Consider the following 26,038-nt stretch of genomic DNA (forward strand, 5'->3'; position numbering starts at 1 on the left):
TCGTCCTGATGGCCCTCGGCCTGGGCATCGGCGCCATGTACGTGCGGTCCCTGACCGTCTACCTGGTCCGCCAGGGCACCCTCGACGAGTACGTCTACCTCGAGCACGGCGCCCACTACGCCATCGGCGCCCTGTCCCTGATCCTGCTCGTCACCATCCAGTACGAGATCCACGAACTCATCACCGGCTCCCTCGGCGTCATCCTCATCGGCGCCTCCTTCTGGTCCTCCGTCCGCCGCAACAAGCGGCTCGCGGCGGCCGAGGGGAACGCCGACGACAAGACTGAGGTCACCTCCGGGGTGTGACAGCCCTCCGGGTGAGGAACGCTCTCGACGGGGCGGCCACCGAGGACCACTCCTCGGGGCCGCCCCGTCGGCCGTCCGGGAGTCCCGGCGGCCCGAGCGGGGTTCGGCGACTGGACTTGGGGCGGGAATGGGTTTCCTGGACGGACTGTGGCGCGGACGTGAGAGCGCCTTCGACTCGGGCAGCGCGGCCAGCAATGCCATCGAGCTGACCAAACGGCACGGTCAGGTGTCCCTGACCAAACAGGGCGCGGCCACCGGCCACCTGCGGGTCAACCTGAGCTGGCGGATGCGGACCTCCGACTTCGGCGGCTCCCAGCGGGAGAGCCTGCTGCGCCACCCCCTGAAGGCGCTCAAGCCCCCGGAGGTGATGGGCCACAGCCAGTCCATGGTCGACGTCGACCTCGACCTCGGCTGTCTGTACGAGCTCCAGGACGGCACCAAGGGCGTGGTCCAGCCCCTGGGCGGCCTCCTCGGCGACGTCAACGCCCCGCCGTACGTCAAGCTCAGCGGTGACGACCGGTTCGGGTCGGGCTCGGGCGAGACCATGTACATCAACCTGGACCACCGCGAGAACATCAGGCGCCTGCTGGTCTTCGCCTACATCTACGACCAGACGCCCGCGTTCGACCGGACGCACGCCATGGTCACGCTCTACCCCAGCAGCGGCCCGCGGATCGAGATCGGCCTCGACGAACGCCACCCCCAGGCCCGCTCCTGCGCGGTGGTGATGATCGAGAACGTCAAGGACGAGATCCTCGTCCGCCGCGAGGTGAAGTTCGTCTACGGATTCCAGGCGGAGCTGGACCGGCTCTACGGCTGGGGGCTGCAGTGGGGGAGGGGCTTCAAGACGAAGGCCGGACGCTGAGGAGCCCCCGATGACGCGGGCGGTGCTCCGTCAGCGTCCGATGAACTGCGGCCCCTGCGGCGGAAGCCGGAAGTCCGGGTCGGGGGAGGCGGTGGCCGGCGGCGGGAAGCCGTACCCGGACGGCGCCCCCGGGGCGGCCGTGGCGGGCGCCGGCGGATAGCCGTAGGCGGGCTGGGCGGTCGGGTGCGGGTAGCCGTAGGCCGGCTGCGTGGCCGCGGGCTGCTGCGGCGGGTAGCCGTAGGCGGGCTGGGCGGGCACCCCCGCCGGCTGCTCGGGCGGCAGCGGCCGGGACACCTCGGGCGCCGGCGGGACGAGCGGGGCCTGCGGCTGCGTCAGGGCCTCGGAGGAGGTCCGGTCGGCGGCCGGCACCTGCGCGGTCGGGGGCGGCTGCTGGGTGACGTCGGAGGCGTCGGGCTCCTGCGCGGCCTCCGACTCGTCCACCGAGATGCCGAAGTCGGTCGCCAGGCCCTTCAGCCCGTTCGAATAGCCCTCGCCGAGCGCCCGGAACTTCCAGCCCTCCCCGCGCCGGTACAGCTCACCGCAGATCAGCGCGGTCTCCTGGCCGGTCTCCGGCTTGACGTCGAAATACGCCAGCGCGTCCCCGTCGGCGGCCTGCGCGTCGTACAGCAGGATGCGCAGGTCCCGTACGCGGTCGAAGGTGACGCCGTCCGCCGAAGCGACGAGCAGAATCCGGCCGACGGCGGACTCGACACCGGCGAGATCCGTCTGGATCGTGTCGGTCAGGCCCTCGGCGACGCGCTTCTTGCCGAGCCGCCACACCTGCCCGGCGGGGTGCCGCGGCTGGTTGTAGAACACGAAGTCCTCGTCGGAGCGCACACGACCGTCGGGACCGAGGAGCAGCGCGGAGGCGTCGACGTCCGGCACCCCCTGCCCGGGCGACCAGCGCAGCACGGCACGTACCGTGGTGGCCTCGAGAGGGACGTTCGACCCCTTGGGCATCGCGTGCGTCATGCGGTCATCCTGCCTTCTCCGTCCTGGTCACGACAACGCGGGGTTGGGGTCGACACGGCGGGGTTACCTGAAGTTCATGCCCCACGGGAACCGCCGACACGGATCCCTACGTACTATTACCGGCCACCTTCCGACATTCCCGAGATTCCAGAGAGGCCACGGGGGAGTTCTATGCGTCATTTCGGTCACCTCGCCCCTGCGGTGCGGAAACGTCTCTTCTACCGGGAGCCCGGCGAGTTCACGCCCGATTCCCCGGCCCGGCTGCTCTCCGCGGCCCTCGGCGCCACGCTCTACAGCCCCGCGACCCGGCCCCGGCTCGCCGACGACGTCGTCAAGCAGGGCGGACGCGGCGTGGTCTCCATGGTGCTGTGCCTGGAGGACTCCATCGACGACGCCGAGGTGACCGCCGGCGAGGAGAACCTCGTCCGGCAGTTCACGGACCTGGCCGGGCGGCCCGGGGCGGACCTGCCGCTGCTGTTCATCCGGGTCCGCACCCCCGGACAGATCCCCGACCTCGTCCGCCGCCTCGGCCCCGCCGTCCCGCTGCTGTCCGGTTTCGTACTGCCGAAGTTCACCGCGGAACGCGGCCTGCCGTTCCTGGAGGCGCTGGCCACCGCCGAGGCCGGGAGCGGCCACCGGCTGTTCGCCATGCCGGTGCTGGAGTCGCCCGAGCTGCTCTACCGCGAGTCCCGCGTCGAGACCCTCGAAGGCATCTTCCGCGCCGTCGACAAGTACCGCGACCGCGTGCTCGCCCTGCGCCTCGGCGTGACCGACTTCTGCTCCTCCTACGGGCTGCGCAGGGGCCCCGACATGACGGCGTACGACGTCCAGGTCGTCGCCTCCGTCATCTCCGACGTGGTGAACATGCTGGCCCGGGCCGACGGCACCGGATTCACCGTGACCGGACCCGTCTGGGAGTACTTCCGGGTCCAGGAACGCATGTTCAAGCCACTCCTGCGGCAGAGCCCCTTCCACGAGGTGCAGGCCGTGGCGCTGCGCGAGAAGCTGATCGAACACGCCATGGACGGCCTGCTGCGCGAGATCTCCCTCGACCGGGCCAACGGCCTGCTGGGCAAGACCTGCATCCACCCCTCGCACGTGCTCCCCGTGCACGCGCTGTCCGTCGTCAGCCACGAGGAGTTCAGCGACGCCCAGGACATCCTCCGGCCGGAACGCGGCGGCGGGGGTGTACTCAGGTCGGCCTACACGAACAAGATGAACGAGGTGAAACCCCACCGCGCCTGGGCCGAACGGACGCTGCTGCGCGCCGAGGCCTTCGGCGTCGCCAACGAGGACATCGGCTTCGTGGAACTGCTCGCGGCGGGCCTGGGCGAGTGACCGGGACGGAGAAGACCGTGAACGACGGGATGCGCCGCCCGGTGCGTCACGGAACGCGGACCGGCGAGGACGTGTGGTCCGGCAGCTGGGTCACGGAGCGGCTCGGCGTCGAGCTGGCCGGGGACGAGAGCCTGCCCGGCCTGCTGGGACTGGCCCTGCGCCGCAACCCCAAGCGGGCCCACCTGCTGGTGTCCAACGTCCTCGGCAAGCACGTCCCCCAGTCCCCGTCCGTCGTGTACGGCCACGGCGTGGCGCTCGGCCGCCGGGTGCGCGAGCTGCTGGGCGGCGAGGCGGACGGCGCGGTCGTCCTCGGCTACGCCGAGACCGCGACCGGTCTCGGCCATTGCGTCGCCGACGGCCTGGGCGCCGCCCCCTACCTGCACTCCACCCGCCGCCCGGTCGCGGGGACCGCCACGGCCGGCGGCTTCGAGGAGTCCCACTCCCACGCCACGTCCCACCTGCTGCTCCCGGAGGACCCGTCCCTGCTGGCCGGGGACGGCCCGCTGGTCCTGGTCGACGACGAGTTCTCCACGGGGAACACGGTGCTGAACACCGTCCGGGACCTTCACGCGCGGTATCCGCGGGAGCGGTACGTCGTGGTCGCCCTCGTCGACATGAGGTCGCCCGCCGACGCCGGCCGCCTGGACGGGTTCGCCCGCGAGATCGGGGCGCGCATCGACCTGGTGACCACCGCGTCGGGCACGGTGCGGCTGCCGGACGGTGTCCTGGAGAAGGGACAGGAGCTGGTGGCGCGGTACGAGGGTGCCACGAAGGGTGACCGGTCGTCCGCGGCCGCGTCGGGGCCGGCCGCGCAGTTCCCCGCGCCCCTTGAGGGAGATGCCCTTACCCCGAGCCTTGAAGCCGGTGCCCGGACTCACCCTCCGGGGGCGCGGGACGCAGTCGAATCCGCGGCCACCGCCGCGTGGGCGCGACCAGCCGCATCCGGCCCGCACCCGGCCGACGAGCCCGGCCGCGCCACGCGGGTGGACCTGCGCTGGCCGGACGGCCTCCCCGACGGCGGACGCCACGGCTTCACCCCCGCGCACCGGGCCCGCCTCGAACGCGCGCTCCCCGACATGACGGCCCGCCTCGCGGCGGCACTCCCCGACGGCGCGCGCCGCGTCCTGGTCCTCGGCTTCGAGGAACTGATGTACACCCCGCTCCGGCTCGCCGCCGAGCTGGAGCGGACCTGCGCCGACGTGCGCTTCTCCACCACCACCCGCTCGCCCGTCCTCGCCGTCGACGACCCCGGCTACGCGATACGCACCCGCCTGGTCTTCCCCGCCCACGACGACCCCGCCGACGGCCCCGGCGAGCGCTACGCCTACAACGTCGCCGGCGGCGGCTTCGACGCCGTCGTCGCCGTCGTCGACTCGGCCGCCGACACCCCCGCACTGCACGCGCCCGGCGGCCTGCTCGCCCGGCTCGCCGCGCACACCCCGCGGGTCCTCCTCGCGGTCGTACCGTCGTACGTGCCCGCCCCGCAGGACACCGCTCCCCAGGACGCCCGACCGGACGCCCCCGAAAGGCCCGCCACCATGCTGCCCGACCCCCTCAGAGGCCCCGCCTTCTCCTCGTACGCGCCCGAGGAGGTCGGCTGGCTGCTCCAGGACCTCTCGGACGTGACGCTGGAGGCGCCGACCGAGGAGCGCGAGGAGGCCATCCAGAGCGGCGGCGCCCACTACGCGGAGTCGCTGCCCGTGGAGTACCAGCCGAGCGAGCAGTACCAGGAGCTGTTCCACGCGGCCCTGGACGAGTCGGCGGCCCGCCTGGCCCACGCGGTGGGCGTGGTCACCGAGACCGTGCTCGCCGAGCGGTCCCCTCATCCGGTGCTCGTCTCGCTGGCCCGCGCCGGCACCCCCGTGGGCATCCTGATGCGCCGCTGGGCGCAGCACCGCCACCGTCTCGACCTCCCGCACTACGCCGTCTCGATCGTCCGCGGCCGGGGCATCGACGCCAACGCGCTGCGCTGGCTGGCCGCCCACCACGACCCCCGGGACGTGGTCTTCGTCGACGGGTGGACCGGCAAGGGCGCCATCACCCGCGAACTCGCCCAGGCCATCGAGGAGTTCGAGAAGACCGAGGGTGTCACCGGCTTCGACCCGGAGATCGCGGTCCTGGCCGACCCCGGCTCCTGCGTCCGCACCTACGGCACCCGCGAGGACTACCTGATCCCCTCCGCCTGCCTCAACTCCACGGTGTCCGGCCTGATCTCACGCACCGTGCTCCGCGCCGACCTGGTCGGCCCGCACGACTTCCACGGCGCCAAGTTCTACCGCGAACTCGCCGGCGCGGACCTCTCGGTGGCCTTCCTGGACGCCGTGTCCGCCCGCTTCCCGGAGGTCACCGACGCGGCCTGCGCCCAGGCCAAGGAACTGCTCTCCACCGACCGCACCCCCACCTGGGAGGGCTGGGCGGCGGTCGAACGCATCAGCGAGGAGTACGGCATCCACGACGTGAACCTCGTCAAGCCCGGCGTCGGCGAGACCACCCGGGTGCTGCTGCGCCGGGTGCCCTGGAAGGTGCTCGCCCGGGCCGGAGCCGGCCGCGACCTCGACCACGTACGCCTCCTCGCGCGGCAGCGGGGCGTCCCCGTCGAAGAGGTCCACGGACTCCCCTACACCTGCGTCGGGCTGATCCACCCCCGCTACACCCGCGGCGCCACCGGCGCCGACGGCAAGGCGGTGACCGGCTGATGCCCGTCATCGTCGCCAGCGACCTCGACCGCACGCTCATCTACTCCGCCGCCGCCCTCGCCCTGACCATGCCGGACGCGCGGGCGCCCCGTCTGCTGTGCGTGGAGGTCCACGAGAGCAAGCCCCTGTCCTACATGACGGAGACGGCGGCCCGGCTCCTCACCGACCTCGGCGACGCCGCCGTCTTCGTGCCGACGACGACCCGCACGCGCAAGCAGTACCAGCGCATCAACCTCCCCGGCCCGCCGCCGACCTACGCGATCTGCGCCAACGGCGGGCACCTCCTCGTCGACGGCGTGTCCGACCAGGACTGGCACGCCCGGGTGCTCGCCCGCCTGGCCGACGAGTGCGCCCCGCTGTCCGAGGTGCAGGACCACCTGCTGCGGACCGCCGACCCGGTCTGGGTGCGCAAGCACCGGGTCGCCGAGGACCTCTTCGCCTACCTCGTCGTCGAGCGGGAACTGCTGCGCGAGGAGTGGGTGAAGGAACTCGGGGAGTGGGCGGAGAACCGCGGCTGGACCGTGTCCCTCCAGGGCCGCAAGATCTACGCCGTCCCCAAGCCCCTCACCAAGAGCGCGGCCATGCGCGAGGTCGCCCGCCGCACCGGCGCCGAGCTCACCCTCGCCGCCGGCGACTCCCTCCTCGACGCCGACCTGCTCCTCGCCGTGGACCGGGGCTGGCGCCCCGGTCACGGCGAACTCGCCGACGCCGACTGGACGGCCCCCGCGATCAGTGCCCTCCCCGAGCGGGGCGTCCTGGCCGGTGAGCGCATCCTGCGCGAGTTCCTGCGGGCGGTGCGCTCACCCCGGTGAGGCCGTACGGCTCCGCGATCGTGCGGCCGGGCGTCAGCGGTGGCGGCGCAGGACCACGGTGTCGGCGGAGTCGTACCCGTCGCCGTGACCGTCCCCGGAGCGCGGCGGGTGCGGATGTCCCGTGTCCGCCCGCCCGTCCCGCCGCCGCCGGCCGGCGCCCGAGCGCAGCAGCCGCAGGACCACGAACGCCAGCAGCGCCAGCGCGGCCACGCCGAGGACCACCTTCGAGTACGCCGAGACGACGGTCGACACCTGCTCCCAGTTGTCCCCCAGCACATACCCCGCGAGCACGAACGCGGTGTTCCAGACCGCGCTGCCCAGCGTGGTCAGACCGAGGAACAGCGGCAGCCGCATGCGCTCCACACCGGCCGGCACCGAGATGAAACTCCGGAAGAGCGGAATCATCCGGCCGAAGAACACCGCCTTCGGCCCGTGCCGCAGGAACCACGCCTCCGTCTTCTCGATGTCCGCGACCTTCACCAGCGGCAGCCGCTCCGCTATCGCCACCGTCCGGTCCCGGCCGAGCAGCGCGCCCACCCCGTACAGCGCGAGCGCGCCGATCACCGAGCCGGCGGTGGTCCACAGCAGCGCGGCGAGCAGGCTCATCCGCCCACTGCTCGCGGCGAACCCCGCCAGGGGGAGGATCACCTCGCTGGGTATGGGAGGGAAGAGGTTCTCCAGCGCGATGGCGAGACCGGCCCCGGGGGCGCCCAGGGCGTCCATGAGGTCGTTGACCCACTGCGGTCCGGCACTGCCGTCCGCTGCCGCCGTGATCGTGTGCGCTGCGATGGCTGTCATGCCCGCCACGCTAGGAAACCGGAGCTGAAGGAAGGCTGAGGAAAGCCGCGCGCGCCGCGGCACTCAGCGTCCGCGCGTGCGGTTCTCCGCAGGGTGTCCGCATGGCCGCGTCCGGCCGGCCCCGCGATCGTGCGAGACATGGCGCGGTGCGCGGTGGGGCTGAGGGAGGGGGCGCCACCGCGGCCGTCGCCGAGCTGCTCCGCACCGTCCCGGCCGGCGCCTGCTCCTCCTGCTCGTCATGGCCCGCTCGCCCGTCCCACCGCGCGGGAGCGGGCGGTGCCGGCCGGGACGGCGCGGGGGCGCACCGAGGCCGCCGCCGTCGCGCGGGGCGCGGTGGGAAGACACACCGGCGCGATCTTGGGCGAGTTCGGGCCGGCCGGGGGCGGGGGCTGTCCGCGCGGGGCGCTCGCGGTGCCGCGCCGCCCCGGCGGCCGGTCTCCGGCGCCGTGGCCTCCGGCGGGGGTCAGCCGCAGCAGCCGCCACCGCAGCAGCCGCCGCCACCGCCACCGCCGCCCGCACGGGGGGCCGGGGCCGCGGCGCCACCGGCCACCGCGACCGTGGAGAGGAGCTTGACCGTGTCGTCGTGACCCGCCGGGCAGGCGGCGGGCGCGGAGGACTCCGCCATGGGGCGGCTCAGTTCGAAGGTGTCGCCGCAGGTCCGGCAGCGGTACTCGTAGCGAGGCATGGGCCCAGGTTAACCGGCGCGGCCGGTGCCGGGACGGTCAGTGGGCGCCGCCGCCGCGTTCCTCCCGGATCCCGGCCACCACACGGCTCACCGTCGCCCGCACCTCCTCCGTCTCCGTCAGGAAGTGCCAGTAGTCGGGATGGCGGCCCTCCAGTCCGGCGACGGCCCGCTCCAGACGGGCCACGGCGTCGTCCAGGGGGCGGGCGTGGCGCGGGTCGGGGGTGTGGCGGCCGGCCATGGCCAGTCGTTGGGCGTCCCGGATGGCGAAGCGGGTGCGTTCGATCTCCTGTCCGGGGTCCTTCTGTACCGCGTTCAGCCGCCGCAGCCGGTCGCCGGCGGCCGAGACCGCCTCGTCGGTCGTGTTCAGCAGCGCCCGCGCGGTCGACAGCAGGGCGGTGGCGTCCGCCCAGCGCTGCTCCTCGCGGGCCGCCCGGGCCTCGGCGAGTCTCGCCTCCGCCCGGCCCACGTTCTCCGAGGCGACGTCGGGGACGTGCTGCAGGTCCTGCCAGCAGGCGGCGGTGAAGCGCCGGCGCAGTTCGCTGAGGACGGGTTCGACCTGTTCGGAGCGGGTGGTGAGGGCCTGGGCGCGGGTGCGCAGGGAGACCAGCCGGTGGTCGATCTCGGCGGCCCGCTCCGGCAGCCGTCCGGCTTCGACGCGGACCGCCTCGGCCTCGCGCGTGACCCGTTCGGCCCGCTCCAGGGTCCCCGGCACGCCGTGCTGTCCCGCGCCCTGGTTCAGCTTGGTCAGTTCCGGGGAGAGGGCGGCGAGCCGGGCGGCGAGGTCGTCGGCCCTCAGGCCCGATCCGCGTGCGGTGTCGAGGGCGTTCGAGGCGGCGAGCAGTGTCTGCCGGGCGCGTTCGACGGCGGGCGCGAGCCGGGCGAGCTGGGTCTCGGCCTTGCCGAGGAGGGGGCCGAGCCCGTCGGCGAACCGGTCCAGCTCCTGCCTGACCCGGCCGAGTTCGTCCTTGGCGGCGGTCAGCCGGTCGCGGGCCTGGGCGGCGGCCGAGGCCTCCAGGTCGTCGCGGTCCAGGTCGTGGGCGTCGACGGCGCTGATGTACCGGTGGCTGGCCTCGTCGATGCGCCGGCCGAGCGCCTCGAAGTCGGCGACGGCACGGCGGGCGGCGGGGGAGGCGTCGACAGCGGTGATCGTCTCGATGGAGATCCGCAGGTCGCGCTGGGCGGTGTCGAGTTCGTAGAAGGCGGCCGCCGCCGCGTCCTTGGCGGCCTGCGCCTCGGCCCGCTGGCTCTCGGCCCGCCCGCCGAACCAGCGCCGCGTCCCGCCCCCGGCGAACGCGGCGGGCAGCACCAGCGCCGCGGCCAGCGGCAGCCCCACGAGGGCGAGCACGTCCCGCAGCCCGCCGGGGGCCCGGCGGGCACCCGGCCGAGGGGGAAGAGGAGGAAGAGGGGGCACGGCACGACGCGTGCGGGGCACGCGCGGCTCCGACGGCGAGTACGGCTGCGCTGGTGTCGCCGTCACATCCCTCTCCCGTACTGTCGTTCGCCCGGCCCGATGTCATTCTCCCACCGGTGAAGGACGAAGACACGGGCCGGTCAGTTCGCCGTGCGGACGGTGAGTCTGCCGTCGCCGGTGCGCGCGGTCACCGCGTGGGAGCTGGAGTCGTCGCGGGGCACGGACACGTCCTCGGCGCCGTCACCGGTCCCGGTGTCCACGCGGTAGGAGGCCCGCGGCAGGTCGATCGTCAGGGAACCGTCGCCGCTGCGGGAGTCCACCAGGTCGGGTACGGCGGCCAGTTCGAGGCGGACCGAGCCGTCACCGCTGCGGGTGCGCACCGTACGGGAGGAGACCTGCGCGCGTATGGACCCGTCACCGGTGCGCAGTTCCAGCGGCCCGGTGGAGTCCGTGACCCGGACCGAACCGTCCGTCGTGCGGATGCTCAGCGCGTCGCGGAAGCCCCGTGCCCGCACGCTGCCGTCCTCCCCCTCGACCTTGACGGAGACCCCGCGGGGCACCTCGATGCGGTGCTTGGTCGAGCAGTCGGCGACGACCCCCGAGCACTTCTCCCGCAGGACCAGCCGGTCGCCGTCCATGGACCAGGTGACCTTCGGGTCCGAGCCGATGGCGACGGTGCCCTGGAACCACCGGGTGACCTCGATCCGGCCCGGGGCGTTCGCGTCCGAGGCGACGATCTCCAGGGCGGATTCGTCGGAGTCGACGGTGAGGGTGGTGCCGGGCAGGTCGAAGGAGCGGCGGTCGGGATCGTCGTCGTCGGAGGCCGACGCCCCGCAGGCGCCCACGCCCGCGACGATCACCGCGGTGGCCCCGGCGAGGGCGAGGGCGCGGCTCCACACGGCACGGGCGCCGGAAGCGGAACCGGTGGTGCGGGTGGTGCGGGTGGTGCGGGTCATGGCGGTCTCCCCCTGGGACGGACGGTGGCGCTCTCCGGCGGTGTCCGAGCGCTCCTCGACCGTACGGACGGGGAGCCCGCAGGGGGATCCGGGTGGCTGGTGGATCCGGGGTGGGGATATCCGTTGCTCTGAGTCTCAGTGACTCTCAGCATTCAGGGTGTTTCCGCCCGGAAGGTTCGTGACGGTTTCGCCAGAGCGCGAGTTGCTCGTGTCCGGTGTCCTGTCGACGATCTCTCGTTTCCGTCCCCTGGCGGGGTGTTGCGCCGGCCGCCCGCGTGCCCGTCCCCTTGCGGGTTCGGGCGGTGCGGGTCTTCTGCTCGGCTCCACGAGGCTTCGGCACCACCGCCAGGGTGGGGCCCGGGTCTCCGGCCACTCCGGTACCCGTTTCACGGTTGGTCGCCGCGAGGGCGGCCAGGTTGTGGCCTGCGTTTGCGTCCCGGTCCAGGACGAATCCGCAGGCGTCGCACTCGAAGACACGCACGCCGAGGGGCAGCTTGGCTTTCACCACACCGCAGCGGGAGCAGGTCTTCGAGGAGGGCATCCAGCGGTCGGCGACGATCAGACGTCCACCGTGGCGCTGGGTCTCGTAGGTGAGCTGGCGCCGCAGTTCCCCGAACGCCGCGTCGGAGATACGGCGGGACAGACGCCGGTTGCGGACCATGCCTTTGACGTTGAGGTCCTCGACCACGACGGTGCCGTACTCGGCAGGGATACGCGCGGTGGCCTGGTGGAGATGGTTCTCCCGCAGGTTCGCCACCCGGTGGTGCACCCGGTTGCGGACCGCGTCGGCTTTCTCCCAGCGGCGGGACGGTGCCTGTCCGTTGCGCCGGTTTGGGCCGCGGCGGCGGGAAACGGTCCGAGATGCCTTCCGAAGCTGCGTGAGGGCTTGGTCGTAGTGCTTGGGGTTGGCGACTTCGCGGACTTCGCCGGTCGAGTCCGCCATGACGAGGAGCGTCTTCACGCCGAGGTCGATCCCGACCGCCGTGCCGGACCGGGTGGCAGGGGTGATGGTGCGGCGTTCCTCGGTCTGCAGGACCGCGAACCAGCGGCCCCGCTCGAACCGCACCGTCACCGACAGAATCCGCATCCCGCCCTCGCTGATCGCGTCCACGAGAGGCTGGGCGTCCTCGTGGAGGCGGATCCGGCCGAGGCGGGGCAGGACAATATGCCGCCGGTCATCGAGACGGATGGTGCCGGTGGTGAACCTGCACGCCAAACGGGCCTTCCGCTTCGACTTCAAGCGGGGCCTACCCATTCGGGCGCCCTTGCGCTTGCCGCGCCGGGACCTGGCGTAGTTGTCGAACGCTGCGGCAGCGTTCGCGAGGCCGGTGTTGTAGGCCTCCTTGGAGTTCTGCGCCCACCACTGGCGCAGGAACGGGTCGGTGTGCTTGGCCTCGTTGAACGCCTTCCGCAACGAAGGCAGCGACCACGACCGCCACGGAACACGCTCTACTTCGTAGATGCCGTAGGTCTCCTCCGCCGCACGCTGTGACCAACTTGCCAGTACATGCCGCACCGCCCACTGATAAGGAATGAGACTATTGTTCACCCTCGGTGACCGGTAGGGGTGTGCCGGTCCATGCCCCGGCCATGTAGGCTGTCGACTCGACCTGGGCGCACCGCCCGGGTCCCGGGTGCGTAGCTCAGGGGTAGAGCGCCTGCCTTACAAGCAGGATGTCGGCGGTTCGAAACCGTCCGCGCCCACCGGGACACAGGGCCTCCGGAGTCGCTCCGGGGGCCCTTCTCGTGTGCCTCCCCGGTCCTTCCCTCCTACGAGGGCTCCTCGGTGTCCTCGTGGGCGTGCTTCAGCCGGGAGCGGGCGTGCACGCGGTCGGCGCCGGCGAGTCCGGCCCAGTGGCGGTGGGTGCTGACGAACACCGCGAGCTCGTGCTCCCGTTGTCTCAGCTTCTCCACCTCGGCCTGTTCGTCGGCGGTCCAGCCGGGCGAGGCGGGGCGCTCGATCTTGCGCCAGCCGTTGTCGTCGCTGAACCCGTCGAGGGGTTCGACCGACCAGGGGAGCCGCTTCAGCAGGGCCGACAACTCGGCCCGGACCTGATGCAGTTCCTCCTGACCGGCGAGGAGGTCACTCGGAAAGTCATAGGTCGCAGCCACGACCCAATGATACGCCTGTTCGATTTTGAGTGGCGAGTCGCTCAGCGGTCTCCACCCGTGATTCACCCGTTCGTGGCCCTCCCCGGGCTCCGCGCGCCAGACTGGGGGCATGTGCCGGAGCATCAAGACCCTGCGCCCGCCCGTACTGCCCGAGGAGGCCACGGAGGAGGAGATCCGGGCCGCCGCCCTGCAGTACGTGAGGAAGGTGTCCGGCTTCCGCGCGCCGGCCGCCCACAACCGCGAGGCGTTCGACCGGGCGGTGGACGCGGTCGCCGAGGCGACGGCCGAGCTGCTGGACGGGCTGGAGGTGCGCGGGAACGCGGCGCGGCGGACGGCGGGATAGCGTCCTCCGGGCGCCGTGACCGCGGGCGGTCGTCGCCTTCCGCCCGTGCCTCGAAGGCCGGGGAGTCACCCTCCAGGGCGATGGGGTCCCCGCTCATGGGGTCCCTCCCGCCCGAGCGAAGCCGAGCGCGGGGGAGAAGCCGAGCGCGGGGGAGAAGCCGGGAGCGGAGGGGGAAGGGCGGGAGCGGAGGGGGAGGGCGGGCGACGGGGGAGGCGCCCGGCAGGCGCCGGGCCGCGCAACATCCCCGGTCGGCCCGGTCGTTCCCGGCTTCGGGACTCCGCGCGGAGTCCCGGGGTCCCGCGGGACCTAGGAGGCCTCCGAAGGCTGTGGCCGGCGGCGCATCAGGTACCCCGCGCCCGCCCCCGCCGCGAACAGCGCGCCCACCGACACCGCCGTGGCCAGCCAGGTCGCCCCCAGCCAGTGGGCGCCGAAGTAGCCGAGGGCCACGCTGTACGCGGCCCAGGACAGCCCCGCCAGGGCGGACCAGGGGAGGAAGTCGCGGGCGCGGTGGCGCGCGGCGCCGGCGCCGAGGGAGACCACCGAGCGCCCGGCCGGCGCGAAGCGGGCGAGGACGACCAGGGCGCCGCCCCGGGCGAGTGCCGCGCCGAGACGTTCCTGCGCGCTCCTGAGCCGCCGCGAACGGGCCATCGCCCGGTCCAGACGGGCGCCGCCGCGCCAGGCGAGGCGGTAGGCCGCCAGGTCGCCCAGGACGGAGGCGGTGGCGGCGCACAGCGTCAGCACCAGGATGTCGGGCACGTCGGTCGCCGTGCCCGCGGCCGCCGCCGTGGCCGCGGTGATCACCAGTAACCCGCTCGGCAGGACCGGCACGAACACGTCGAGCAGGACCGAGAGGGCCACCACCCCGTAGATCCACGGGCTGCCGACCAGCGACCCCAGACTCTCCACCCGAACTCCCCGTGGCTCCCCCGCGGGCCGCGCCGTACCGCGCTGTCGCGGGGGGAGCGGCAGGAGTGGCAGGAGTGGCCGATGACAGCCATACAGCGTACGCCCGGTGAGTGGCGGAAAGGTCACGGGGGGTTCGTGTGTTCAGCACCCGGTGTTCCCCTTCCCTTCCCCCGCGCACGGGGGAAGGGTGTCCTCCCCGTCGTGCGGGGAGGACACCCGTGCGCCGTCCGGGGGAGGGCGCCCGTGGGGCCCGGAAGGGCCCGGCGGGAGACGGTCAGGCCGTCACCGGGGTCCGTTCCGCCTGCCGTTCGCCGTTCGCCGACGAGCGCCTGGTGAACAGGCGGTCCAGGCCGAAGGCTCCGGAGCCGGTGAACACCAGCAGGAACATGGCCCAGCAGTACAGGGCCGCGCCCTCGCCGTTGTTCTCTATCGGCCACAGGGCCTCGGGCTGGTGGACCTTGAAGTACGCGTAGGCCATCGCGCCGGACGAGACGAACGCGGCGGCGCGGGTGCCGAGGCCGAGCAGGACCAGGGTGCCGCCGACGAGTTCGATCACGGCCGCGTACCAGCCGGGCCAGGCGCCGGTCTCGACGGTGCCGCCGTTGCCGTCCGCGCCGCCGAGCAGGCCGAACAGGGAAACGGCGCCGTGGCAGGCGAAGAGCAGTCCGACGACGATGCGGAACAGGCCGAGGACATACGGCTGGGCGCTGTTGAGGCGTCCGGTCATGTGGGGGGTCTCCTTCGGTCAGGCCGGCCCCCGGGCGGGGCCGGTCCGGGGGGACGGAACCGAGTCGACCACCCACGTTAGGTGTCCCTAATCGATACTTGCAAGTTCAACATTTGGCCACGGGTTCACCTCCGCTTGGCCGTTCGGGCGCCCGCTCCCGCCGGTCAAGGGGGCGCCCGCCCCCGCCTCCGTGGCCCGCGAGGTGACCGGATTCGCACCACGGTGCACAGCGGGCTCACAGGTTCACCGGCTCAGCCGGGTCTCCGTCACGCTCCTGAGGCGCGTTCCGGCCTGCTCCTCCTGCGCGTGCTCCAGCCGCAGCACCGCCGAACGCCCCTGGGTGGTCAGCGTCATGAGCTGGTTGCCGAACCAGGGGCCGCCCGTCTTGCGCCAGGTGACCGGCGGCGGACCGAGGCGGCCGTGCCGCGCGAACAGGCGGCCGAGGAGCCGGGCGGCGCCGCCCCAGCCCACGCGGAAGCCGAGCCGCATCGACAGCGGGATGGAGTTGTGGACGGGCGAGCAGGTCAGCTGCACCACCCGGGAGTCCGGCCCGGTGCCGTCCGGCCAGCTCGGCTCGGCGACATAGGCGTGATGGACGTCCCCGGAGAGCACGCACACCGTCGCCGGGGCCTCCGGTCCCGTACCGGCCTCGGCGATCAGCTCCGCCAGCTCGTCGAACGACTCCGGGAAGGCCGCCCAGTGCTCCAGGTCCGCCCCGCGCCGCAGCCTCTCCCCGAGCCGCGCCCAGCGGGTGCCCCGGTCGCCCCGGCACAGCGCGGAACTCCACGCCTCGACGTCGTGCACCAGGTGGGGCAGCAGCCAGGGCAGGGACGTGCCGATGAGCAGGTGGTCGTAGGAACCGCGCCCGTCCAGGGCCTGTTCGCGCAGCCAGTCGGCCTCGGCCCGGTCGAGCATGGAGCGCCGGCCCTCCTCCAGGACGCGGGCCGCGCGGCTGTCCACCATCACCAGGCGCACCCGGCCGAAGTCGCGCCGGTAGCTCCAGCGCACGGTGGCCGCGTCCGCCTCGGCCCGGGAGGCGAAGGCGCGCAGCGCTTCGGTGCCGTCGTCGGCCGCCCGGACGGACGCGTACAGCGGGTCGGCCTCGACCTCGGCGGGGGAGAGGTTGCCCAGGTGCTGGTACACCCAGTACGACATCAGGCCGCTGAGCACCCGCTCCCGCCACCACGGCGTGGCGCGCATGTCCTCGATCCAGGAGGCGGAGGTGTTCCAGTCGTCGATCACGTCGTGGTCGTCGAAGATCATGCAGGTGGGCACGGTGGACAGCAGCCAGCGCACCTGCGGGTCGAGCCAGGACTCGTAGTAGAGGTGGGTGTACTCCTCGTAGTCCGCCACCTGGCTGCCCGGGGGGTCGTCCAGGTCGCGGCGGGCGGCGAGCCACTCGCGCGTGGCGTCGGAGGTCTCGTCGGCGTACACCTGGTCGCCGAGGAGCAGCAGGACGTCGGGCCGTTCGCCGTCCGGTTCGGCGGCGATGCGCTCCGCCAGGGCGGACAGGGCGTCGGGGCCCACCGGGTCGGGCTCCCCGGTGGGCGGCGAGGCCCAGCGGCAGGAGCCGAACGCGACGCGCACCCGGCCGTCCGGGTCCGGGGTGGGGATGACGGACGGCGGGAGCGACGGGAAGGGGTCCTCGGCCGGCGGCCACACCCGGGTGTCGTCCAGGAAGACCTCGTACGGGGTGGCCGTCCCCGGGGTGAGACCGGTGACGTGGACGAGCGCGTAATGGTGGCCCGCGATCCGGAAGGTGCCGGCCGTCCCGCCGGTCCCGTCCGCGCAGCGCACCTCCACGGTGCCCGGGCGGCCGGTCTCCACCCAGAGGGTGGCGGACGAGCCGTCGACGTACCTCAGCAGCGGTCCGAGCCGCAGTCCGGCCATGGTGCCCCCTTCCTCCGTCGCTCCGTACGGTACGCAGCGACGGAGGTCACCGGGGAGACGTACGCGCCCGGCGGTCGGTTCAGCAGCTCGCGAGGCGGCTCTGCAGGGCGGACTTCTCGGCCGAGTCGACCGACAGGCCGTAGTAGTACTTCACCTGGACCCAGGCGCGGACGTAGGTGCAGTGGTAGGCCGTGCGCGACGGCATCCAGGTGGCCGGGTCCTGGTCGCCCTTGGACTGGTTGACGTCGTCCGTGACGGCGAGGAGCTGCGGGCGGGTCAGGTCGTTGGCGAAGGACTGGCGCCGCGAGGTGGACCAGGAGTCGGCGCCGGAGTCCCAGGCCTCGGCGAGCGGTACGAGGTGGTCGATGTCGACGTCGGAGGCGGCCGACCAGGTGGCGCCGTCGTACGGGGAGTACCAGCTGCCGCTGGTGGCGGCGCAGGAGGAGTCGGTGACGACGCCCGAGCCGTCGCGCTTGAGGACGGTCTCGCGGGTGTTGCAGGTGCCGGACTGCGTGATCCAGTGCGGGAAGAGGTCGCGGCTGTAGCCGGTGCGGTCCTCGGTGGCGACGGTGAGGGCGGCGAGGTAGCCGCGGGCCGTGGCGGCGCTGACCGGGGTGGGGAGGGCGGCGGAGGCGGCCGGTCCGTTGAACAGGCCGACGGAGGCTATGAGTCCGGTGAACGCCGCGACTATGCTGAGCCGTCGACGCGCGTAGAACTTCGACATGCGAACTCCCTTGTCGGGTGGGGCCGTTGGCGTGCGGGCAGGGGAATGCTCGCCACGCCGTGTTGCCGGGAAGGGTGGATCCGGTAAGAAGTTAGTGACGTGTTCATGACACGTCTACGGTTCGGGCGTGACGTTTCCGCGCGTGACGGCCGGCGCGGGCCTCGCGTACCATGGGCGGCGCAGAAGGGGAGTAGCTCTTCGCCGGACCGTCGACACACTGCTCAGCACGCCTGAGCCGGCGCCCGGAGGCGGACCTCGTGACACGGGGTCGGCCAGCGAGACCTTCGGCAAGCAGTGCACGCCCGTGCCGTACGGCACGGGCGCCGTGTGTGCTGCCGTGCCGAGGTGTCCCGTGGAAGCGCGCAGCACTCTCGGCGGGGCAGTCCCGACCGATTGAGGAACCGTTGATCAGCCTGACCGTGACGGCCGTCGTCTTCGGCGTCGTCTTCCTCGCCGAACTCCCGGACAAGACCGCGCTCGCCGGCCTCGTCCTCGGCACCCGCTACCGGGCCTCCTACGTCTTCGCCGGTGTCGCCGCCGCCTTCGCGCTCCACGTCGCGCTCGCGGTGGCGGCCGGAAGCGTGCTCACGCTGCTGCCGCAGCAGATCGTGCACGCGATCACGGGTGTGCTCTTCCTGGGCGGCGCGGCGATGCTGCTGATGAAGAAGGACGAGGACGAGGAGGAGATCCGCAAGCCGGAGAACCAGTCCTTCTGGAAGGTCTCGGGGGCCGGATTCATGCTGATCCTGGTCGCCGAGTTCGGCGATCTGACGCAGATCATGACGGCCAACCTCGCCGCCCGCTACGACGACCCGCTCTCCGTCGGCCTGGGTGCGGTGCTCGCCCTGTGGTCGGTGGCCGGGCTCGGCATCGTCGGCGGAAAGGCGCTGATGAAGCGGGTCCCGCTCAAGCTGATCACGCAGATCGCGGCGCTGCTGATGCTGGGCCTGGGCGTGTGGAGCCTGTGGGAGGCGGTCACCGGCTGACGCCCCGCCGCGCGGGCCCCGCGCGGCGACGGCGGGCCGAAGTGTCGGTGAACGGTCGGCGAAGACGGTGGCGGGACACCGGGTTTGTTTTGTACCGTGGATGAACAAAGTGGCTCCCGCCCGTTTTCCCTGACCGGCGGGCGGGGTCACTCTGTTCCCCCGGGCCGCCACCCCGGAGCCCTCTCCTCCGCGCCTTGGAGCTGCCGATGACGGCCACCGCCGTACTCACCGCCCGCGCCCTCCTGCTGGACATGGACGGCACCCTCGTCAACTCGGACGCCTCCGTCGAGCGCGTCTGGCGGCGCTGGGCCGACCGCAACGGGCTCGACGGCGACGAGGTCATGAAGGTCGTGCACGGGCGCCAGGGATACGCCTCGATGGCCCTGCTGCTGCCCCACCGGCCGATGGAGCAGAACCACGCCGACAACGCCCGCATGCTCGCCGAGGAGACCGCGGACACCGAGGGCGTCGTCGAGGTGCCGGGCGCCCGCGCGTTCCTCGCCTCCCTGAAGGGGCTGCCGCACGCGCTCGTGACCTCCGCCGACGTCGCCCTGTCGACGGCGCGGATGGCCGCCGCCGGGCTGGAGCAGCCCGACGTGCGGGTGACGGCGGAGTCCGTCGGCGCGAGCAAGCCCGACCCCGAGGGCTTCCTGAAGGGGGCGGCGGAACTCGGCGTCGACCCGGCCGACTGCGTGGTCTTCGAGGACTCCGGCGCGGGCATCGCCGCGGGCCGCGCGGCCGGGATGCGGGTCGTGGGCATCGGCCCCCGGGCCGGCTTCCACCGCCCGGACGCGCTCGTACGGGACCTGACCCGGGTACGGGTGGAGGCGGCCGCCGACGGCACCCTCCGCCTGCACATCACGCAGTAGCCCGCGGGGGCCTCGGACCCTCAGGGTTCCCGGGTCTCCGTCTCCAGGCGGGCCCGCGTCTGCGCGCCGTACACGCCCAGTTCGGACTGGAGGCCCCGGGACCACTGGTAGTTGCGCAGGGACTCCTCCACGCGGTGGTTGAACTGGCCGTTGACGTCGTCGTTGTAGAGGTACAGCTGGCGCAGGCGCAGCTGGAGCTCGGTGACCTCCGGGCCGCGGTCGCCGCGGCGCAGCACCGCGCCGGTGTCCTCGCCGCCGTCCTCCTCCGTGTCCTCGGCGGAGCCGGTCGACGCCGTGGCCGTCGGGGTCGAGGACGGCTCGGCGGACTCCGACGGGCTCGCCGGGGCGGTGGACGCCGACGGTGACGGCGGGGCCGACGTGCTCGCGCTCGCCGACGGCGAGTCCGAAGCGGAGGCGGACGGCGACGGCGCGGCGGAGGACGCACCGGCCGTCGGCTCCTCCGTGGAGGGCGGGGCGGACGACACGTCCGGGACGCTCGCCCTGACGTCCTCGGGCGCCGCGCCGTCCCGGGACGGCGTCTCGTAGGAGAACATCCCGCTCGCCCACCCCGCCGCCCCCACCACGGCGACCACGGCCCCGGCGACCGCGAACAGCGCCCCGCGGCGGCGCCGGCGCGGCGGGGCCCCGTCGGCGCCGGCCGGACCGGGCGCGGCGGGGACGGCCGCGAGGGGCCGCGTGGTGTCGAACAGGTGCAGATCGGTGGCGTTCGGCCGGGCCGTCCCGGGGGCCAGCGGCGTCGGGAGGGCGGACGTCGGGTCCGCCGCGCCGGGCGCAGCCTCCGGCGGGACGGCGCGCAGCGGCATCGTCGCGTCCGGCGTCCCCGGGGCCGCGGGCGTCTCCGGTGCGCCGGCCGCCTCCGCCGCTCCGTCCGGCGTACTCCGCCCGGTCCCGCCGTCCAGCTCGACGTAGGGCCGTATGCGCAGCGGATCGAAGTCCTCCGCGGCGGCGGCCTCCGCCGTACGGGCGTCGCGAAGGGCGTCGGAGGCGCGCAGGGTGCAGGCGCACGACGGCGTGTTGTCGTCGTTCCTGGGCGCACCGCACTCCGGGCACGGGTGTCCGTTCGGCCGTTCCACGTGTTCGTCCCTCCCCTCGTGAACTCCAGAGATTATGCAGATCTTCTTCACAGTCCGGTCCGGGCGCCCCCGGAATGTGGACTTCCGGAAGGAGTCGACAGGCCATAACGGGTCACACCGATCACGATGGAGGGTGGAACCAGGATTCTGTGGAGGTCTTCATGGCCGGGGACGCGCACCGTACGACGCCGAGGGCGAGCAACGCGGGGCCGGTACCCGGCGCCGGACCACCGGACCGTGACGCCGGCGGCCGGGAGCACGTGTCCGGGAACGTCGTGGTCTCGATCGGCGCCCTGCTGCTCGGCCTGCTGCTCGCCGCCCTCGACCAGACCATCGTCGCCACCGCGCTGCCCACCATCGTCAGCGAACTGGGCGGCCTGGAGCACCTGTCCTGGGTGGTCACCGCGTATCTGCTGGCCTCGACCGCCGCGACCCCGCTGTGGGGCAAGCTCGGCGACCAGTACGGGCGCAAGAAGCTCTTCCAGACCGCCGTCGTGATCTTCCTGGTGGGCTCCGCGCTGTGCGGCGCGGCCCAGGACATGTCCCAGCTGATCGCGTTCCGCGCGCTCCAGGGGCTGGGCGGCGGCGGCCTGATCGTGCTGTCGACGGCGATCGTCGGCGACCTCGTCCCGCCCCGTGAACGCGGCCGCTACCAGGGCATGTTCGGTGCGGTGTTCGGCGCGACGAGCGTCCTCGGGCCCCTGCTCGGCGGACTGTTCACCCAGCACCTGAGCTGGCGCTGGGTGTTCTACATCAACCTGCCCGTCGGGATCGTCGCCCTCGCGGTGATCGCGGCGGTGCTGCACATCCCGCGCCGGCGGACCGAGCACGTCATCGACTACCTCGGCACCTTCCTCATCGCCTCGGTCGCCACCTGCCTGGTCCTGGTCGCCTCCCTCGGCGGCACCACCTGGGAGTGGGCCTCGCCGCAGATCGTCGGGCTCGCGGTGCTCGGCGTGCTCCTCGCCGTGGCCTTCGTGGCGGTGGAGCGGCGGGCCGCCGAGCCGGTGCTGCCGCTGAAGCTGTTCCGGGTGCGCACGTTCACGCTCTCCGCCGTGATCAGCTTCATCATCGGCTTCGCCATGTTCGGCGCGATGACCTACCTGCCGACCTTCCTCCAGGTGGTCCACGGCGTCACCCCCACCATGTCCGGCGTGCACATGCTGCCGATGGTGGCCGGCATGCTGCTGTCCTCCACCGGCTCCGGGCAGATCGTCAGCCGCACCGGCCGCTGGAAGGTGTTCCCGATCGCGGGCACCGCCGTCACCGCCCTCGGACTGCTGCTGCTCCACCAGCTCGACGCGCACAGCTCCACCGCGGTGATGAGCGCCTTCTTCTTCGTCCTCGGCTTCGGCCTCGGCCTGGTGATGCAGGTCCTGGTGCTGATCGTGCAGAACGCCGTCCCCTACGAGGACCTCGGCGTCGCCACCTCCGGCGCGACCTTCTTCCGCTCCATCGGCGCCTCGTTCGGCGTCGCCGTCTTCGGCACGATCTTCGCGAGCCGCCTCGGCCACGAACTCACCGACGCCTTCCGGGGAACGGGGCTCCCGCCCGGCGTCTCCGCCGACTCGCTGGAGGCCGACCCGCGCGGCATCGCCGCCCTGCCGCCCGCCCTGCGTCCGCCGGCGCTCGACGCGTACGCCACCGCCATCACCGACGTCTTCCTGTACGCCGTACCCGTCGCCCTCGTCGGTTTCGCGCTGTCCTGGTTCCTCCGGGAGGACCCGCTGCGCGCCTCGGTCACCGTGCCCGACGGCACCGAGACGCTCGCCAGCAACCCCGTGGAGCGGTCCTCGTACGACGAGGCGTGCCGCGCGCTGTCGGTGCTCGGCACCCGCGAGGGACGCCGCGAGATCTACCGGAAGATCACCGACCGGGCGGGCTACGACCTGCTGCCCGCGACGAGCTGGCTGCTGCTGCGCATCAGGAAGTACGGCTCGGTGGAACCGGCCCGGCTCGCCGAACGCAGCCCCGTCCCGCTGGGCGTCGTCCTGGAGGCCGCCCGCCAGGCCGAGATCCGGCACCTCGCCGTGCGCCGGGGCCTGGACATGACGCTCACCGACGAGGGGCGCGAGGTGACGGAGCGGCTGGCACGCGCCCGCGAGGAGTCGCTGGCCGCGCTGCTCGGCGACTGGTGGGGACCGGACCGCCCGACCGACCTGGTGCGGCTGGTGCACGAACTGAACGACGAACTGTGCGGCTCCCGGAGCGAACGCCCGCACGACCGGCGGCCGGTGGCCCGGACCGGCTGACGCGCCTCCCCCGGCCCGGCTCCCCGGCGAACCGGTGCGCGGCGTACGGGGCGGCGTCGTGCGGCTCGGTCTCCGCGTGGCCGGGCCGGACGTACGGCGCCCGGGCGGGCGGGCGGACGAGCCGTGGCGGACCGTGACGGCCCCGAACCGTTTGTGCGCGAACCTTCGGGCAACCCGATGGACGAACCGGCTCGCGAGGAGTGCCGGTTGGGCCGAGAACCCGGAAGGCATCCATGTCCACTGGCCTGATCATTGTGTTGATCGTGATTGTCGCGGTCGCTGTCGTCGCGGCCGTGCTGACCCTGCGCGCCCGCGGCCCGCGGCACGGCGCCGGCCTCAAGCGGCGCTTCGGACCCGAGTACGACCGTGCCGTCGCCCGGCACGACGGGGACACCAAGGCCGCCGAGCGAGAGCTCGCCGAGCGCGTGGAGCGCCACGGCGACCTGCGCGTACGGTCGTTGGAGCCCGTCGAGCGGGAGAGGTACGAGGCGCGCTGGACGGCCGTCCAGGAGCGGTTCGTCGACGCGCCGCGGGAGGCGGTCGCCGAGGCGGACCGGCTGATCGCCGAACTCGCCGCCGCGCGGGGCTTCCCCGCCGACGGGCACTACGAGGACCAGCTCGCCGCGCTGTCCGTGCACCACGCCCACCACGTCGAGGGCTACCGGCGCGTGCACCGGGTGGTGCAGGCCCGCGCGGACGGCGGTGGCGCGGGCACCGAGGAGATGCGCGAGGCCCTCGTCGAGGCCCGCGCGCTGTTCGAGGAACTGGTGCGGCCGTCCCGGCACGAGGCCGGACGCCACCGCGCCGGTGCGGACGGCGACCGTACGTCCCCGGCCGCCGGACGCGGCCACCACACACCGTCGTTGTTCCACCGGCACCAGGCGAAGGAGAGCTGAGCGATGACCGACGCGACCCGCCGTCCCGGCGACGTCCCGCCCGTCGAGGGGCACCACACCACCCCCGGCCTCCGGAGCGACGCCCCGGTCCCCGGCCTCCGGAAGGACGCCCCCGATCCCGCCGCCCGGAGCGGCGCCCCGGACCCGGGCACCCGCGGCTCCGGCACCCGTGGGGAAGCCGGCCGCACGGCCCCGGCCGCCGACGGCGAGAGCCCGCTGGTCGCCGCGCACCCGCAGCCCGGCGACACCGCCTCCGCCGACACCGGCGCGCGCCGTGACGGTGACCGGACGTCCGTGGGTACCGGTACGCACCGTGACGGCGATGGGACGCCTATGGGTACCGGTACGCACCGTGACGATGACCGGACGCCCGTAGGTGCCGGTACGCACCGTGACGGCGACCGGACGTCCATGGGCGCCGGTACGCGCCGTGACGGCGACCGTTCCCCCGCCGCCCGTCTCCTCCGGCTCGACGACACCGACAAGCTCACGGCGCAGTTGCAGCACGCCGTGGCCGGCTTCGTCGACGCGCCGCGGGACGCCGTGCAGGAGGCCGACCGTGCACTGCAGGAGCTCACCGAACGCTTCACGGAGGCGGTGACCGAGCGGCGCCGCACCCTGCGGCGGTCCTGGCAGACCGACGGCGCCGGCGAGGGCAGGACCGAGGCGGCGACCGATACCGAGCAACTGCGGCTCGCCCTGCGGGACTACCGCGAGCTGGCGGAACGGCTGCTACACGCCTGACCCGTCCGGCCCGCCCGCCGTCCGGCGCTCCCGCCACTGCCGTACGACGTCCTCGACGTCGTACGGCTTCTTGCCCAGCGGGGGGCCGGGCGGCGGCTTGAACATCATGTCGCCGATCCTCGCGTTGATCTCCGTGAGGATCTTCCGCACGATCCGCTCCGAAGGCGCCGCGAGGGCCGCCTCCAGCGCGTCCTCGGCCTCCTTGCGCAGGGCCAGCGTCGGCGGCAGCACCGAGAAGCCCTCACGGGCCATCTTCCGCTTGACCCACCACAGTTCGTCGTAGGTGGTCTCGACCTCGCGGGGGAGAGGCTTGCCCGCCCCCGCCAGCCGCTCGAACTCGCCGCGGGCCGCGGCGTCACGGATCTGCTTGTCGACCCAGCTCTCGAAATCGACCCCAGGTGGCTTTCGCTCGGTCATGGGGCCATTGTGCCGGACACCGCGCAGTCGGGCGTTTTATCATTCGGCGGCAGCCGGTCCGGGCCTCTCCGGTCCGCAGGGACGTCTCAGGAGGAGCCCACGTGCTCGAACTCACCATGGCCGCGGTGTCCGCGGCGGAAGCGGGCGCCACGGCCGGCATGCTCATGGCCGACGCGCCCAGCGAGCCGGGCACCGTGCTGCGGGTGGGCCGGGACAAGTCCCTGTGCCGGCTCTCGACGCCGGACGACTGGCTGTTCGTCTCGCGGGTCCACCTGGAGTTCCGGTGCGCGCCGGACGGGACCTGGCAGCTGACCTGGCTGCGCGGCTCCCTGCCCGATCCGTCCTCCGAGGTGCGGCTGACCGTCGGCGAGTACACCCACGCCGTCGCCTACGGCGGCACCGTGGCGCTGCCCCGGGGCGGCAGCGGCGAAGTTGTCGTCCAGGACCGCACCGCCCCGCGCAGCGTCAACGTGGGCTTCTACCACGAGGTGTAGGGCACGGGGCTCAGGCCAGCACCCGGGCCAGCGCGAAGCCGTCGTAGTCCTTGGCGCCGACCGTCTGGAGCGCCGTGCCGCTCAGCCGGGGGTGGCCGCCGATCAGGTCGAGGGCGGCGCGGGTGCCCAGCACGTCCGGGTCGGTGCTGTCCGGGTCGGCCACCCGGCCGTCGCGCACCACGTTGTCGAGGACGATCAGGCTGCCCGTGCTGGTCAGCTTGAGCGCCCACTCCATGTAGTGCGGGTTGTTCACCTTGTCGGCGTCGATGAAGACCACGTCGAACGGCGGCGGGTTCTCGTCGGCCAGCCGGGGCAGCGACTCCAGCGCCGCGCCCACGCGCACCTCGACCTGCTTGTCGAGTCCCGCGCGGGCGATGTTGCGGACGGCGACCTCGGCGTGCCAGGGGTCGTACTCCAGGGAGATCAGCCGCCCGTCGGCGGGGAGGGCGCGGCCCAGCCAGATGGTGCTGTAGCCGCCGAGCGTGCCGATCTCCAGGATGTTCCTGGCGCCCTGCAGCTGGGCGAGGAGCTGGAGCAGCTTGCCCTGCAGGGGCGAGACGGCGATCGGCGGGAGACCGGCGGCGTCGCTGTCGCGCAGGGCGGCCGCCAGGGCGTCGTCGGGGGCGTCGGGCAGGAGACGGCCGGTGAAGTAGTCGTCCACCTTGTGCCAGAGCTGCGACTCGCTCATGCACCTGTACCTTCCGTACGGCTGGTCGGTCCGTCCGACCAGTGCCGCCAGCGAAGAT

26 protein-coding genes and 1 tRNA gene are annotated in these 26,038 nt (G+C 73.4%); 13 read left to right on the forward strand and 14 right to left on the reverse strand.

All coding sequences use genetic code 11. The features are described from left to right. Together ACFY3N_RS27735 and ACFY3N_RS27740 are read left to right on the forward strand one after the other, a co-directional pair. Positions 1-305: DUF475 domain-containing protein (locus ACFY3N_RS27735; RefSeq protein WP_390819477.1), on the forward strand; the 305-nt coding region annotated here is incomplete at its 5' end. A gap of 127 nt (positions 306-432) precedes the next feature. Continuing rightward, positions 433-1,170, forward strand: coding sequence for a Tellurium resistance (locus ACFY3N_RS27740; protein WP_390819478.1), 738 nt, complete (start codon positions 433-435; stop codon positions 1,168-1,170). 30 nt (positions 1,171-1,200) lie between these two features. On the opposite strand, the gene ACFY3N_RS27745 is transcribed toward ACFY3N_RS27740, so the two are convergent. Then, positions 1,201-2,142 carry a TerD family protein gene (locus tag ACFY3N_RS27745; protein WP_390819479.1) on the reverse strand — a complete coding sequence of 314 codons (942 nt, stop codon included), beginning with the start codon at positions 2,140-2,142 and terminating at the stop codon, positions 1,201-1,203. A 171-nt stretch (positions 2,143-2,313) separates the two neighbouring features. Between ACFY3N_RS27745 and ACFY3N_RS27750 the strand changes: the two genes are divergently transcribed. Genes ACFY3N_RS27750 through ACFY3N_RS27760 form a run of 3 tightly spaced genes read left to right on the forward strand, consistent with a single transcriptional unit; the run spans position 2,314 to position 6,988 of the window. After that, positions 2,314-3,480: an HpcH/HpaI aldolase/citrate lyase family protein gene (locus tag ACFY3N_RS27750; RefSeq protein ID WP_390819480.1), complete on the forward strand. Its 1,167-nt coding sequence runs from the start codon at positions 2,314-2,316 to the stop codon at positions 3,478-3,480. A gap of 29 nt (positions 3,481-3,509) precedes the next feature. Beyond that, positions 3,510-6,176 carry a phosphoribosyltransferase gene (locus tag ACFY3N_RS27755; RefSeq protein ID WP_390819631.1) on the forward strand — a complete coding sequence of 889 codons (2,667 nt, stop codon included), beginning with the start codon at positions 3,510-3,512 and terminating at the stop codon, positions 6,174-6,176. Further along, positions 6,176-6,988, forward strand: coding sequence for an HAD family hydrolase (locus ACFY3N_RS27760; RefSeq protein WP_390819481.1), 813 nt, complete (start codon positions 6,176-6,178; stop codon positions 6,986-6,988). Before ACFY3N_RS27755 ends, ACFY3N_RS27760 begins: the two co-directional genes overlap by 1 nt. A 33-nt stretch (positions 6,989-7,021) precedes the next feature. Here ACFY3N_RS27760 and ACFY3N_RS27765 read toward each other — a convergent pair whose 3' ends face one another. From ACFY3N_RS27765 to tnpB, 5 genes are all read right to left on the reverse strand, one after another. Continuing rightward, positions 7,022-7,786, reverse strand: a complete 765-nt coding sequence (locus ACFY3N_RS27765) for a DedA family protein (RefSeq protein WP_390819482.1) — start codon at positions 7,784-7,786, stop codon at positions 7,022-7,024. Positions 7,787-8,249: 463 nt separating this feature from the next. Continuing rightward, positions 8,250-8,471, reverse strand: a complete 222-nt coding sequence (locus ACFY3N_RS27770; RefSeq protein ID WP_390819483.1) for a zinc ribbon domain-containing protein — start codon at positions 8,469-8,471, stop codon at positions 8,250-8,252. A 37-nt stretch (positions 8,472-8,508) separates the two neighbouring features. Beyond that, positions 8,509-9,948, reverse strand: a complete 1,440-nt coding sequence (locus ACFY3N_RS27775; protein WP_390819484.1) for a hypothetical protein — start codon at positions 9,946-9,948, stop codon at positions 8,509-8,511. A 74-nt stretch (positions 9,949-10,022) separates the two neighbouring features. Further along, on the reverse strand, positions 10,023-10,838 hold the full coding sequence (locus ACFY3N_RS27780; RefSeq protein ID WP_390819485.1) for a DUF4097 family beta strand repeat-containing protein: 816 nt from the start codon (positions 10,836-10,838) through the stop codon (positions 10,023-10,025). Positions 10,839-10,983: 145 nt separating this feature from the next. Then, positions 10,984-12,387, reverse strand: a complete 1,404-nt coding sequence (gene tnpB / locus ACFY3N_RS27785) for an IS607 family element RNA-guided endonuclease TnpB (RefSeq protein WP_390819486.1) — start codon at positions 12,385-12,387, stop codon at positions 10,984-10,986. A gap of 83 nt (positions 12,388-12,470) precedes the next feature. Between tnpB and ACFY3N_RS27790 the strand changes: the two genes are divergently transcribed. Further along, positions 12,471-12,542, forward strand: a tRNA-Val gene (locus ACFY3N_RS27790). Between the two features lie 66 nt (positions 12,543-12,608). Here the strand turns inward: ACFY3N_RS27790 and ACFY3N_RS27795 are convergent. After that, positions 12,609-12,950, reverse strand: coding sequence for a hypothetical protein (locus ACFY3N_RS27795; RefSeq protein ID WP_390819487.1), 342 nt, complete (start codon positions 12,948-12,950; stop codon positions 12,609-12,611). 109 nt (positions 12,951-13,059) lie between these two features. Here ACFY3N_RS27795 and ACFY3N_RS27800 point away from each other — a divergent pair, with 109 nt between their 5' ends. Then, a complete protein-coding gene (locus tag ACFY3N_RS27800; RefSeq protein WP_390819488.1) occupies positions 13,060-13,293 on the forward strand; it encodes a DUF2277 domain-containing protein in 234 nt (77 codons plus the stop codon). Between the two features lie 306 nt (positions 13,294-13,599). On the opposite strand, the gene ACFY3N_RS27805 is transcribed toward ACFY3N_RS27800, so the two are convergent. The 4 genes from ACFY3N_RS27805 to ACFY3N_RS27820 form a co-directional block, all read right to left on the reverse strand. Beyond that, positions 13,600-14,199, reverse strand: a complete 600-nt coding sequence (locus ACFY3N_RS27805; protein WP_390819489.1) for a DedA family protein — start codon at positions 14,197-14,199, stop codon at positions 13,600-13,602. 274 nt (positions 14,200-14,473) lie between these two features. Next, positions 14,474-14,926 carry a DoxX family protein gene (locus ACFY3N_RS27810; RefSeq protein ID WP_390819490.1) on the reverse strand — a complete coding sequence of 151 codons (453 nt, stop codon included), beginning with the start codon at positions 14,924-14,926 and terminating at the stop codon, positions 14,474-14,476. A 243-nt stretch (positions 14,927-15,169) separates the two neighbouring features. Beyond that, on the reverse strand, positions 15,170-16,816 hold the full coding sequence (locus ACFY3N_RS27815; RefSeq protein ID WP_390819491.1) for an alkaline phosphatase D family protein: 1,647 nt from the start codon (positions 16,814-16,816) through the stop codon (positions 15,170-15,172). A gap of 79 nt (positions 16,817-16,895) precedes the next feature. Beyond that, entirely contained in the window at positions 16,896-17,540 is a 645-nt protein-coding gene (locus ACFY3N_RS27820; protein WP_390819492.1) for an HNH endonuclease family protein, read from the reverse strand. Between the two features lie 404 nt (positions 17,541-17,944). On the opposite strand from ACFY3N_RS27820, the gene ACFY3N_RS27825 reads away from it, so the two are divergent. Beyond that, a complete protein-coding gene (locus ACFY3N_RS27825) occupies positions 17,945-18,526 on the forward strand; it encodes a TMEM165/GDT1 family protein (protein WP_390819493.1) in 582 nt (193 codons plus the stop codon). A gap of 206 nt (positions 18,527-18,732) precedes the next feature. Continuing rightward, positions 18,733-19,395, forward strand: a complete 663-nt coding sequence (locus ACFY3N_RS27830) for an HAD-IA family hydrolase (protein ID WP_390819494.1) — start codon at positions 18,733-18,735, stop codon at positions 19,393-19,395. Positions 19,396-19,415: 20 nt separating this feature from the next. Here ACFY3N_RS27830 and ACFY3N_RS27835 read toward each other — a convergent pair whose 3' ends face one another. Continuing rightward, the gene (locus ACFY3N_RS27835; protein ID WP_390819495.1) at positions 19,416-20,489 is read right to left on the reverse strand and encodes a peptidoglycan-binding protein; all 1,074 of its coding nucleotides are present in this window, start codon (positions 20,487-20,489) and stop codon (positions 19,416-19,418) included. A 161-nt stretch (positions 20,490-20,650) separates the two neighbouring features. Between ACFY3N_RS27835 and ACFY3N_RS27840 the strand changes: the two genes are divergently transcribed. The 3 genes from ACFY3N_RS27840 (at position 20,651) to ACFY3N_RS27850 (ending at position 24,381) form a co-directional block, all read left to right on the forward strand. Then, positions 20,651-22,741 carry a DHA2 family efflux MFS transporter permease subunit gene (locus ACFY3N_RS27840; RefSeq protein ID WP_390819496.1) on the forward strand — a complete coding sequence of 697 codons (2,091 nt, stop codon included), beginning with the start codon at positions 20,651-20,653 and terminating at the stop codon, positions 22,739-22,741. A 233-nt stretch (positions 22,742-22,974) separates the two neighbouring features. Further along, positions 22,975-23,637, forward strand: coding sequence for a hypothetical protein (locus ACFY3N_RS27845; RefSeq protein WP_390819497.1), 663 nt, complete (start codon positions 22,975-22,977; stop codon positions 23,635-23,637). Between the two features lie 3 nt (positions 23,638-23,640). Beyond that, positions 23,641-24,381, forward strand: a complete 741-nt coding sequence (locus ACFY3N_RS27850) for a hypothetical protein (protein ID WP_390819498.1) — start codon at positions 23,641-23,643, stop codon at positions 24,379-24,381. On the opposite strand, the gene ACFY3N_RS27855 is transcribed toward ACFY3N_RS27850, so the two are convergent. Further along, entirely contained in the window at positions 24,370-24,798 is a 429-nt protein-coding gene (locus tag ACFY3N_RS27855; protein WP_390819499.1) for a DUF1992 domain-containing protein, read from the reverse strand. The genes ACFY3N_RS27850 and ACFY3N_RS27855 overlap by 12 nt on opposite strands. 101 nt (positions 24,799-24,899) lie before the next feature. Here ACFY3N_RS27855 and ACFY3N_RS27860 point away from each other — a divergent pair, with 101 nt between their 5' ends. Further along, the gene (locus ACFY3N_RS27860; protein ID WP_390819500.1) at positions 24,900-25,292 is read left to right on the forward strand and encodes a hypothetical protein; all 393 of its coding nucleotides are present in this window, start codon (positions 24,900-24,902) and stop codon (positions 25,290-25,292) included. A 10-nt stretch (positions 25,293-25,302) separates the two neighbouring features. On the opposite strand, the gene ACFY3N_RS27865 is transcribed toward ACFY3N_RS27860, so the two are convergent. Further along, the gene (locus tag ACFY3N_RS27865) at positions 25,303-25,980 is read right to left on the reverse strand and encodes an O-methyltransferase (protein WP_390819501.1); all 678 of its coding nucleotides are present in this window, start codon (positions 25,978-25,980) and stop codon (positions 25,303-25,305) included. Between the last annotated feature and the right edge of the window lie 58 nt (positions 25,981-26,038).

Origin of the sequence: Streptomyces sp. NPDC000348, assembly GCF_042898795.1 — a bacterium.
Taxonomy (GTDB): domain Bacteria; phylum Actinomycetota; class Actinomycetes; order Streptomycetales; family Streptomycetaceae; genus Streptomyces.

What these genes read in the sequence shown, in the direction of transcription:
- ACFY3N_RS27810 (WP_390819490.1), bottom strand. Translation starts at nt 14,926, where the DNA reads ATGACCGGACGCCTCAACAGCGCCCAGCCGTATGTCCTCGGCCTGTTC.
- ACFY3N_RS27830 (WP_390819494.1), top strand. Translation starts at nt 18,733, where the DNA reads ATGACGGCCACCGCCGTACTCACCGCCCGCGCCCTCCTGCTGGACATG.
- ACFY3N_RS27750 (WP_390819480.1), top strand. Translation starts at nt 2,314, where the DNA reads ATGCGTCATTTCGGTCACCTCGCCCCTGCGGTGCGGAAACGTCTCTTC.
- ACFY3N_RS27815 (WP_390819491.1), bottom strand. Translation starts at nt 16,816, where the DNA reads ATGGCCGGACTGCGGCTCGGACCGCTGCTGAGGTACGTCGACGGCTCG.
- ACFY3N_RS27770 (WP_390819483.1), bottom strand. Translation starts at nt 8,471, where the DNA reads ATGCCTCGCTACGAGTACCGCTGCCGGACCTGCGGCGACACCTTCGAA.
- ACFY3N_RS27820 (WP_390819492.1), bottom strand. Translation starts at nt 17,540, where the DNA reads ATGTCGAAGTTCTACGCGCGTCGACGGCTCAGCATAGTCGCGGCGTTC.
- ACFY3N_RS27840 (WP_390819496.1), top strand. Translation starts at nt 20,651, where the DNA reads ATGGCCGGGGACGCGCACCGTACGACGCCGAGGGCGAGCAACGCGGGG.
- ACFY3N_RS27740 (WP_390819478.1), top strand. Translation starts at nt 433, where the DNA reads ATGGGTTTCCTGGACGGACTGTGGCGCGGACGTGAGAGCGCCTTCGAC.
- ACFY3N_RS27800 (WP_390819488.1), top strand. Translation starts at nt 13,060, where the DNA reads ATGTGCCGGAGCATCAAGACCCTGCGCCCGCCCGTACTGCCCGAGGAG.
- ACFY3N_RS27855 (WP_390819499.1), bottom strand. Translation starts at nt 24,798, where the DNA reads ATGACCGAGCGAAAGCCACCTGGGGTCGATTTCGAGAGCTGGGTCGAC.
- ACFY3N_RS27845 (WP_390819497.1), top strand. Translation starts at nt 22,975, where the DNA reads ATGTCCACTGGCCTGATCATTGTGTTGATCGTGATTGTCGCGGTCGCT.
- ACFY3N_RS27850 (WP_390819498.1), top strand. Translation starts at nt 23,641, where the DNA reads ATGACCGACGCGACCCGCCGTCCCGGCGACGTCCCGCCCGTCGAGGGG.
- ACFY3N_RS27745 (WP_390819479.1), bottom strand. Translation starts at nt 2,142, where the DNA reads ATGACGCACGCGATGCCCAAGGGGTCGAACGTCCCTCTCGAGGCCACC.
- ACFY3N_RS27765 (WP_390819482.1), bottom strand. Translation starts at nt 7,786, where the DNA reads ATGACAGCCATCGCAGCGCACACGATCACGGCGGCAGCGGACGGCAGT.
- ACFY3N_RS27780 (WP_390819485.1), bottom strand. Translation starts at nt 10,838, where the DNA reads ATGACCCGCACCACCCGCACCACCCGCACCACCGGTTCCGCTTCCGGC.
- ACFY3N_RS27865 (WP_390819501.1), bottom strand. Translation starts at nt 25,980, where the DNA reads ATGAGCGAGTCGCAGCTCTGGCACAAGGTGGACGACTACTTCACCGGC.
- ACFY3N_RS27755 (WP_390819631.1), top strand. Translation starts at nt 3,510, where the DNA reads ATGCGCCGCCCGGTGCGTCACGGAACGCGGACCGGCGAGGACGTGTGG.
- ACFY3N_RS27760 (WP_390819481.1), top strand. Translation starts at nt 6,176, where the DNA reads ATGCCCGTCATCGTCGCCAGCGACCTCGACCGCACGCTCATCTACTCC.